Origin of the sequence: Allomuricauda sp. MMSF_3307, from assembly GCF_030733585.1 — a bacterium.
Taxonomy (GTDB): Bacteria; Bacteroidota; Bacteroidia; order Flavobacteriales; family Flavobacteriaceae; genus Flagellimonas.
This window is the reverse complement of the sequence record NZ_JASHIQ010000008.1, coordinates 43,767-51,911: the sequence shown is the minus strand read 5'-3', so window position 1 is coordinate 51,911 and position 8,145 is coordinate 43,767. Positions and strand designations below refer to the sequence as shown.

The 8,145-nt window shown below is 43.7% G+C and carries 9 protein-coding genes; 4 read left to right on the top strand and 5 right to left on the bottom strand.

The genetic code is table 11. The features are described from left to right. Both RBB12_RS16085 and RBB12_RS16080 read right to left on the bottom strand, forming a co-directional pair. The coding region (locus RBB12_RS16085) for a DUF4136 domain-containing protein (RefSeq protein ID WP_306026724.1) at nucleotides 1–324 on the bottom strand (324 nt) is incomplete at its 3' end. 63 nt (nucleotides 325–387) lie between these two features. Next, nucleotides 388–546, bottom strand: coding sequence for a DUF5522 domain-containing protein (locus RBB12_RS16080; RefSeq protein WP_164732849.1), 159 nt, complete (start codon nucleotides 544–546; stop codon nucleotides 388–390). A gap of 174 nt (nucleotides 547–720) precedes the next feature. Between RBB12_RS16080 and RBB12_RS16075 the strand changes: the two genes are divergently transcribed. Continuing rightward, entirely contained in the window at nucleotides 721–1,050 is a 330-nt protein-coding gene (locus RBB12_RS16075) for a hypothetical protein (protein WP_179385663.1), read from the top strand. Nucleotides 1,051–1,080: 30 nt separating this feature from the next. Here RBB12_RS16075 and RBB12_RS16070 read toward each other — a convergent pair whose 3' ends face one another. Together RBB12_RS16070 and RBB12_RS16065 are read right to left on the bottom strand one after the other, a co-directional pair. Continuing rightward, the gene (locus tag RBB12_RS16070; protein ID WP_306014702.1) at nucleotides 1,081–1,380 is read right to left on the bottom strand and encodes a type II toxin-antitoxin system RelE/ParE family toxin; all 300 of its coding nucleotides are present in this window, start codon (nucleotides 1,378–1,380) and stop codon (nucleotides 1,081–1,083) included. Beyond that, complete coding sequence (locus tag RBB12_RS16065; RefSeq protein ID WP_293287029.1) at nucleotides 1,377–1,694, bottom strand: hypothetical protein; 318 nt, start codon at nucleotides 1,692–1,694, stop codon at nucleotides 1,377–1,379. The genes RBB12_RS16070 and RBB12_RS16065 overlap by 4 nt, the downstream gene beginning before the upstream one ends. A 134-nt stretch (nucleotides 1,695–1,828) precedes the next feature. On the opposite strand from RBB12_RS16065, the gene RBB12_RS16060 reads away from it, so the two are divergent. From RBB12_RS16060 to hemL, 3 genes are all read left to right on the top strand, one after another. Then, nucleotides 1,829–2,707 (top strand): 1-aminocyclopropane-1-carboxylate deaminase/D-cysteine desulfhydrase, encoded by an 879-nt coding sequence (locus RBB12_RS16060; protein WP_306014701.1) that lies wholly within the window; start codon nucleotides 1,829–1,831, stop codon nucleotides 2,705–2,707. Further along, nucleotides 2,704–3,552: a glucosaminidase domain-containing protein gene (locus tag RBB12_RS16055; RefSeq protein WP_306014700.1), complete on the top strand. Its 849-nt coding sequence runs from the start codon at nucleotides 2,704–2,706 to the stop codon at nucleotides 3,550–3,552. Before RBB12_RS16060 ends, RBB12_RS16055 begins: the two co-directional genes overlap by 4 nt. A 1,146-nt stretch (nucleotides 3,553–4,698) precedes the next feature. Beyond that, nucleotides 4,699–5,976, top strand: coding sequence for a glutamate-1-semialdehyde 2,1-aminomutase (gene hemL / locus RBB12_RS16050; RefSeq protein ID WP_306014699.1), 1,278 nt, complete (start codon nucleotides 4,699–4,701; stop codon nucleotides 5,974–5,976). On the opposite strand, the gene RBB12_RS16045 is transcribed toward hemL, so the two are convergent. Next, entirely contained in the window at nucleotides 5,973–8,126 is a 2,154-nt protein-coding gene (locus RBB12_RS16045) for an ATP-dependent helicase (protein WP_306014698.1), read from the bottom strand. The two genes, hemL and RBB12_RS16045, sit on opposite strands and share 4 nt — an antisense overlap. Nucleotides 8,127–8,145 lie beyond the last annotated feature (19 nt).

The following is an 8,145-nucleotide window of genomic DNA, read 5'->3' as shown; positions in this document are numbered from 1 at the left end:
GCCCCAGCCAGCACCCCAGCCAAAGTTGTTGTTGTAGACGTCCACTTGTTCACGTTCCTTGGTAAAAATGCTGATCAGCACATCTGGATTATCGGATTTCACAAATCCACGGGATCCCATTTCGGTCTCAATGGCACGTAAAATCCGTTTCTTGTCCAAATCGGAAATTTGGGCCTTGTCAATGCCTGTTTTGTAAAAAGCATAGCTTTTATAGGTGTCGAAGTCCGCTTTTTGGTCGTAATCAGAAACCACCCTGACGGAAGTACACGAGGCCAAAAGACCAAAAGCGAAGGCGATGAATGCAAAACGTTGTAAACTTTTCATAGTATCTTTTTTAAATTCTTGAGGTATACTTAAATAAGGCACAAAAATTATGCCGAATCGCTATTATTGAGTATTTGTTTTGGTGTTGTATCCATACGGGCAGTGGCGGCAACCACTCTCACAACAGTACCCTCGTTTGAGATGATACTTTTCCGTAAATACCCTATACCCTTGTTCCGAAAGGTAATAATCACCCTCTTCCAAGGGAATGCGTTCTTTCATGCGTTGTTTACCAATTACTATATGAATTTACGAATTTTGTAGCAAAGGAAAATGGATTTTAAGATTTCTAAAACAGGGTTGTTCACCGAAAATGTTGATGGATTTCTGCCCATCATCAAATTTTGAGCACTTTTTGCAGTTATATTTGTTAGTGAACCATTAGATAGCGAGCAGTTGATACTGGTATTCAAACACTTCTTCTATAAAAATTATGTAGGTCTTTCCCTTTGGCCCTTCATTATCCTAAAGGAAGATTCCTTGATGGCGGACGAGGTGCTCATCAACCACGAGCGTATCCACCTCAAACAACAGCGGGAACTGCTTATTTTGCCATTTTACCTTTGGTATATCTCCGAATGGCTGCTGCGCACGGTGCTCTATTTGGACAGTTATCGCGCTTATCAGAACATTAGTTTTGAGCGGGAGGCGTATGCCAACGAAAAGGATATGGAGTATCTTGCCAAGCGCCGAACCTTCGGCTTTTTGAAGTACCTGACCCGATGATCATTTGGTGGATTTGATGGTTGAAAATCCTCATTTTAAGAACTTCTCTACCTTCTTTGGGTCTTGAAAATTGCCCCAGAAGTACTCTATTTCGATGGATTCCTCCAAAATCCTGTAAAACATGGTCGTGTGTTTGGTGATAAAGGCTTCCCGGCTTGTGTGGTTGTATTTGGAAATTTTGAAAAGTTCTGGGTGTTCCTTGATTTTTGCAATGGTATCTTCAACCAAATCCACAAAGGCCAAAGCTTCCTTTTGGGACCAGACTTTTAGGAGATAATCCAGAATGCCGTCAAAAGATTTTTTCGCCTCGTGCGTCCAAATAACCTTCACTTGGACTCAAGAATTTTTTTTCGGGCTGCGGCGATTACCGATTCGTGTTCCAGAACCCGACCTGCATCACTATCCTTTCTACTTCTTTCCAACGCATTTTTGATTTCCAAAGCCTTGGTATCTTCGGGAAATAGTAAACTGCTCAAAGTGATCATTTCTGGAATACTAAAACTGCGCTTCTTCAGTTTATTGTAAAAGGTGGCTCTGGATATACCAAGTTCATTGATAATATGCTCCTTTTTGTACTTGCTGTCCTCAATGTATTGATGAAGGTTTTCAAGAAGACTTTTATATTCGAGAACAATATCTAACATTTGGGCTTATATTTGTATTGAATAATGAGACTAAATTACAATATATTTTAATACAAATAAGTATTGATATTTTGGAATGTTAATGAATTTAATCCATCGCCTTTAGTTTGACTATCCCCAATCAGCATATTGTATTGCCCCTTCTCCGAGAAAAGGGAGTTGAACTGTTCGTAAAGCGGGAGGATACCATTCACCCATTGATTTCTGGGAACAAGTACCGCAAACTCAAATACAACCTGCTTGAAGCCAAGGCCCAAGGCCAACATACCTTGCTCACCTTTGGTGGGGCCTACTCCAACCATATCGCCGCCACGGCCTATGCGGGCCACAAACACGGTTTTAGGACCATTGGTGTCATTCGGGGTGAGGAACTGGAGACCCAATGGCAGGACAATCCCACCTTGCGATTGGCACACGAGCATGGCATGCAGTTCCATTTTGTGTCACGCAGCGATTACCGCCACAAAAATGAACCTGCTTTTCTGGAAACACTTAGAGAACAGTTTGGAAATGTCTACCTGCTGCCCGAAGGCGGTACCAACGAGTTGGCCGTGAAGGGGTGTACGGAAATCCTGACCGAAGCGGATGCTAAGTTCGATTATGTGTGCAGTTCTGTGGGTACGGGCGGTACCCTGGCAGGACTTATCAATGCCTCCCAACCGCATCAGACCGTTTTGGGCTTCCCTGCACTTAAAGGTGATTTTTTGACCGAGGAGATTCGTACATTTGCCCAAAATAATCGTTGGCGACTGGTAACCGACTATCATTTTGGAGGTTATGCCAAGGTGGACCAACAACTCATTGTTTTCATCAACCGCTTTAAAAAAGAGACCGGAATCCCTTTGGATCCCATTTATATGGGAAAGATGCTTTTTGGTATTTTTGACTTGATCAAAAAGAATTTTTTTCCGTCCGGAAGCCAGATTTTGGCCATCCACACGGGAGGGTTACAGGGCATACCGGGCATGAACGCTATACTGAAAAAGAAGAAATTACCGTTATTGGACATATGATCAGGCGAATAGGATATGTATTGATGGTGGCCCTTTTGCTCACTAGCTGTGGGGCAAAAAAGAAGCGCACCACCCACCGAAAAGGGGCGCCCAAAGTGGTCAACTCCGATAGGCAGGCCCGTACGAACACCCCAAAACTCGATGCAGACGATGCTACGGGCTTGTATCCCATGCCCGAGGATACCGGACGTTTTGAACGCTTTTTGATTTCGGATACCCAAGAATATATCGAAACCTTTGCCGAGGTGGCACAGTACGAAATGCGTGCTTTTGGCATTCCGGCCAGTATTAAATTGGCACAGGGCATTTTGGAGAGCGGCTCCGGTAGGGGGGAACTGGCCCTAAAAACCAATAACCATTTTGGCATCAAATGCCATACGGGTTGGGAAGGGGAATTCGATTTTCATGACGACGACGCCAAAGGCGAGTGTTTTAGAAAATACAACCACCCCATGTATTCCTTTCGGGACCATAGTCTCTTCCTAACGACACGGTCGCGCTACGCCTTTTTGTTCAACTACAAACGGGACGATTATAAAAAATGGGCCCATGGCCTCAGCCAAGCAGGGTATGCCACCGACCGCAAGTACCCCCAAAAGTTGATAGCCCTGATTGAGCGCTACGAGCTGCACAAATATGACGAAGCAGTGGTTGAAAACGGACTTTCTACCGTCCGCGAACCGAAACAATACGAAGTATTTACCCATGAGGTGAGAAAGGGCGATACGCTGTACGGGATTTCCAAACGCTATGATATTTCGGTGGACGAACTCCGTCGCTTGAACAATTTAAGGGACAACATCATTTCCATTGGGCAGGTGCTCAATATCCGCAGGGCGCAATAGTTTTTAGGTGGTTGAATGGCTGCACTGTTGTGACCCCTTAGAAATGACAACACCAATCTTCTGAGCTAAATGATTTTATTTGTTGTCCGTTTGTCATCCCAAGCGGAGTCGAGGGGTCTTGTGTTGTGGCATGAAGACACATTGAGGCAATCGGTCAGTTCGAGTGGCTTGATCGTAGATCAAGATGTATCGAGAACTGCATGGTGGTCGTTGATTCCGCACGGATGCTGAGCTAAGTCGAGGGGTGCAAAAGGGATTGGGCCAAAAGGCGTTCTCGACTGCGCTCGAACTGACACGTGGGCGCTCCAACTGACCGCAATGTTATCATTCCGCTCAACCCCCAAAAACCAGTTGAATAGATAAACGTCAACCTGAAACCAATTCAGCATGTCGCAGCTGAAAATCCATTTCCCAAAATGTTTTATCCTCATTACCTTTGTGCTTCGAATGCCATCCCGAGCGGAGTCGAGGGGTCTTGTGTTTTGGCATGAAGACACATTGGGCAACCGGTCAGTTCGAGTGGCTTGATCGCAGATCAAGATGTATCGAGAACTGCATGGGTCGTTGATTCCGCACGGATGCTGAGCGGAATCGAGGGGTGCAATAAAAAGAGAATGCAAAAGGGGTTCTCGACTGCCTGCCCGTCCGGCAGGCGGGCGCTCGAACTGACAGCTGGGTGTCGGAACTGACAAACGTTAACCTGAAACCAATTCAGCATGACGCGGCTGAAAATCCATTTCCCAAAATGTTTTATCCTCATTACCTTTGTGCTTCGGATGTCATCCCGAGCGGAGTCGAGGGGTCTTGTGTTTTGGCATGAAGACACATTGGGGCAACCGGTCAGTTCGAGTGGCTTGATCGCAGATCAAGATGTATCGAGAACTGCATGGTCGTTGATTTCGCACGGATGCTGAGCGGAGTCGAGGGGTGCAAAAGGGATTGGGCTAAAAGGCGTTCTCGACTGCGCTCGAACTGACAGCAATATTGTTGATTCCGCACGGATGCTGAGCGGAGTCGAAGCACGATGCGGAATCCAAAAGTAATGGATTCCCGTTTTCACGGGCATGACAAGGAAGAGAAAGATAATATAGATGCCCGCCCCTGTCTGACGACAGGCAGGTGCGCGGGCATGACGAAAACATATTTATGATTTACCAACGAAGCAGCGCCTTGTTTGCAGAGGCCAAAAAATACATCCCCGGAGGGGTCAATTCACCCGTACGGGCCTTTAAAGCCGTAGGTGGCGACCCTGTTTTTATCAAAGAAGCCAAAGGGGCCTACCTCTACGATGCCGATGGCAACCAACTTATCGACTACATTGCTTCGTGGGGACCGCTTATTTTGGGTCATGCGTACCAGCCAGTGATCGACGCTGTAATCGAAAAGGCCAAAAAGGGCACTTCCTTTGGAACGCCTACCGAAATTGAGACGGAACTGGCCCAATTAGCGGTTTCCATGGTGCCCAATATCGATAAAATCCGCTTTGTGAACAGTGGTACCGAAGCCTGTATGAGTGCAGTGCGACTCGCGCGCGGGTACACGGGCAAGGACAAGATTATCAAGTTTGCGGGCTGCTACCACGGGCATTCCGATTCCTTTTTAATACAGGCCGGGAGCGGTGCCGTTACCTTTGGTAGTCCCAACAGTCCCGGGGTAACCCAGGGTACGGCCAAGGATACGTTATTAGCGGATTATAACGATTTGGAAGGGGTAAAAGCCTTGGTGGAAGCCAACAAGGGCGAAATTGCTGCCATTATTTTGGAACCCGTAGCGGGGAATATGGGCTGTATTATCCCCAAGGAGGAATTTATACAGGGATTGCGCGACCTCTGCACCCAAGAGGGCATTTTGTTGTTGTTTGATGAGGTGATGACCGGCTTCCGTTTGGCCAAGGGCGGCGCGCAGGAAACCTTGGGCATTGATGCCGATATTGTGATGTTCGGGAAAGTGATCGGGGGCGGACTGCCTGTTGGCGCGTTTGCGGCCCGTGCCGAGATCATGGCACATTTGGCGCCCGAAGGACCGGTGTACCAAGCGGGAACCTTAAGCGGCAACCCGTTGGCGATGAGTGCCGGACTGGCCATGCTCACCGCTTTGAACAACCAACCCGAGGTGTTTGACAGCCTCGCCGAAAAAACGGCCTATTTGCACAAGGGCATTGCCCAAACCCTGACCGAAAAGGGGGTGTCCCACCAGATTAACCGTTATGGCAGTATGATTTCCGTGCACTTTACGGACGAGCCTGTGGTGGATTTTGCCAGCTCTGCCAAGGGCAATAACGATACCTTTAAAAAATACTTCCATGGCATGTTGGAGAACGGGGTGTACTTACCGCCCTCTGCTTTTGAAAGCTACTTTTTAAACGATGCGCTCAGCTATGCGGATTTGGATAAAACGATTGAAGCGGTGGATAAGGTGTTTTAATTTAAAAGCTTTTGCTCACTTCCACAGTATGGGCAGTATACGAAACCTTCATCTAGTCGACTTTTGCATTTTAAACAAAGAACTATCTCTTCAACAACAGATTTAAAGGGAACACTGGTTTTAAATGTAAAATTATCGGGAATTTCTTTAAGAAAACTTGACTCATTTCCTTTTTCAGTAATCAGAAACAAATTGTCCTTTGCTCTTGTGATAGCGACATAAAACAATCTTCTTTCCTCTTCCAGAAGCAAATCGTGATTGGACTCTTTTATTACTTGGTAAATTCTATCCTCCATCCAAATATCTGGAAACCCTCCACTTCCTTCGGTCAAACCTATAATAAATACCGCTTTTGCTTCAAGACCTTTTGAAGCATGTATGGTTTTGCCAGAAACGAACACCCTTTCCTGTTTAAATCGATCAAAGTAAGGACTGTACATTTTGCTTCTTCTGTAGAGAAACAAAATATCTTCCTTTTTATAACCTTTGTTTTTGAGCTTATTTACTTGGTCAAGAGCGTACTCAATATTTTCAGCCACATTTTTTCCTGCATAAATGTGAGTTTTGCTACTTGACTTTTTATTTGATTGGACGTTCTTGTTTACCTTAAATTTATTGTGTTTGATTACCTCATTACTGGCACCAACAATATGCTCAGTACTTCTATAATTCATACTTAACTTTATGGTATCAGATTCTTTAAAATGCTCTTTAAAATTGACAATGTAATCTACATTGGAACCTCTGAATCCATAAATACTTTGCCAATCGTCTCCAACACAGAAAAGTTGATTTTTATCTGTTAATAGAAGCTTGATTAACTCAACCTGTAAGTTGTTGACATCTTGAAATTCATCAACAAGAATGTATTGAAACTTTCCTCTGAACTTATCGGCTATATCACTATGGTTTTTAAATAATGAAATAGTCTTTGTAATCATATCGTTGAAATCAAGATATGATTTATTGGTGCAATAGTCTTGATATTGTTCTATGATAGGGATTGCAAGTTTATAAAAATCCCGAACTCGCTCGTGTTGGTCTTTCTTTGAATTTTCTAAGACGGTTTTGGTTGGTATGTTTTCAACTTTAACCATATCAACCACTCTCATTATTTGACGTAAAAAGTCCTTGATTTCTTTATGGTAGGAATTGAATTCTTCCTCAAACGATAAAGCTGTCGAAAAATGATAATTTGATGGAAGCCTATTTTTTACAATTCTTTCCAAAGCCAAGTTGAATAGGGCCGTATCCTTTGTTTGGTGCTCAAAGGTTTTTACTAGTAGCTTGTTAGCTTTGTTGAACTGTTGTTCTTTTCCTTTTGTAGGATAACTTTTATCACTGACATGTTCTAAATAAAGGTTAGCTTCAGGAATGAAAAAGTCAGGCCTGAAATCAAAATCCCTAAAGTTTACATTTGGTTCATACTCAAAATTGATACTGTGACGGTATAGCCAATCTGCAATGTATTGTTCCGATTTTGACCGAACTTTTGTGCCGTTCAATGTGGTGTAATACTTCCCATCTTTTGGTAGCGAAAGGCGGTTGACTTTCTCTATATGGATTTTGTCAATCACATAATCCAAAATGTATCTTTTCAAGTTGAGCAGATATTCGTTGGATTCACAGTTTCGGATTAAGATTTTATGAACAACTTCAAAAGCTGTTTCAGTCGCAGAATACTTTGCAAATTCATCATCAGTTGCTTTTGTATCTCCAATTATCCTGAATTTGTTGTCAAACTCGTTTACACCAAAGTTTCTGATTATTCCGTAGCAAAGGCTGTGAAAGGTTTTTAGGGTTAGGTTGTCAATCCACTTGTGTTTTTTGGCAAAAAAATAGCGTTCAGTATCTTTCTCTTTAGTTGTTCGATTTTTGTCTGCAAGAATTTCGGCATATTCTTCCGTATCATCTGCTGAAATGATTAATCTATCAAGCATTTCATTGGCAGCATTTTTTGTAAAAGTGATTGCCAAAATATTACTTGGATTAACACCCCTTTCCTCAATTAGGTAGATAAGTTTTTGAAGCAGCGTTTTGGTTTTTCCCGAACCTGCACCTGCAAGCACGAGTAATCTTTTGCATTCGCTTACTACTGCTTGTCTTTGTTTCTCGTTAAGTCCGCTTAAATCAGTTTTGGTTTCCGTCATCTTTTAGAGTCAAGGTTAC

What these genes read in the sequence shown, in the direction of transcription:
- RBB12_RS16080 (WP_164732849.1), bottom strand. Translation starts at nt 546, where the DNA reads ATGAAAGAACGCATTCCCTTGGAAGAGGGTGATTATTACCTTTCGGAA.
- RBB12_RS16065 (WP_293287029.1), bottom strand. Translation starts at nt 1,694, where the DNA reads ATGTTAGATATTGTTCTCGAATATAAAAGTCTTCTTGAAAACCTTCAT.
- RBB12_RS16055 (WP_306014700.1), top strand. Translation starts at nt 2,704, where the DNA reads ATGATCAGGCGAATAGGATATGTATTGATGGTGGCCCTTTTGCTCACT.
- hemL (WP_306014699.1), top strand. Translation starts at nt 4,699, where the DNA reads ATGATTTACCAACGAAGCAGCGCCTTGTTTGCAGAGGCCAAAAAATAC.
- RBB12_RS16045 (WP_306014698.1), bottom strand. Translation starts at nt 8,126, where the DNA reads ATGACGGAAACCAAAACTGATTTAAGCGGACTTAACGAGAAACAAAGA.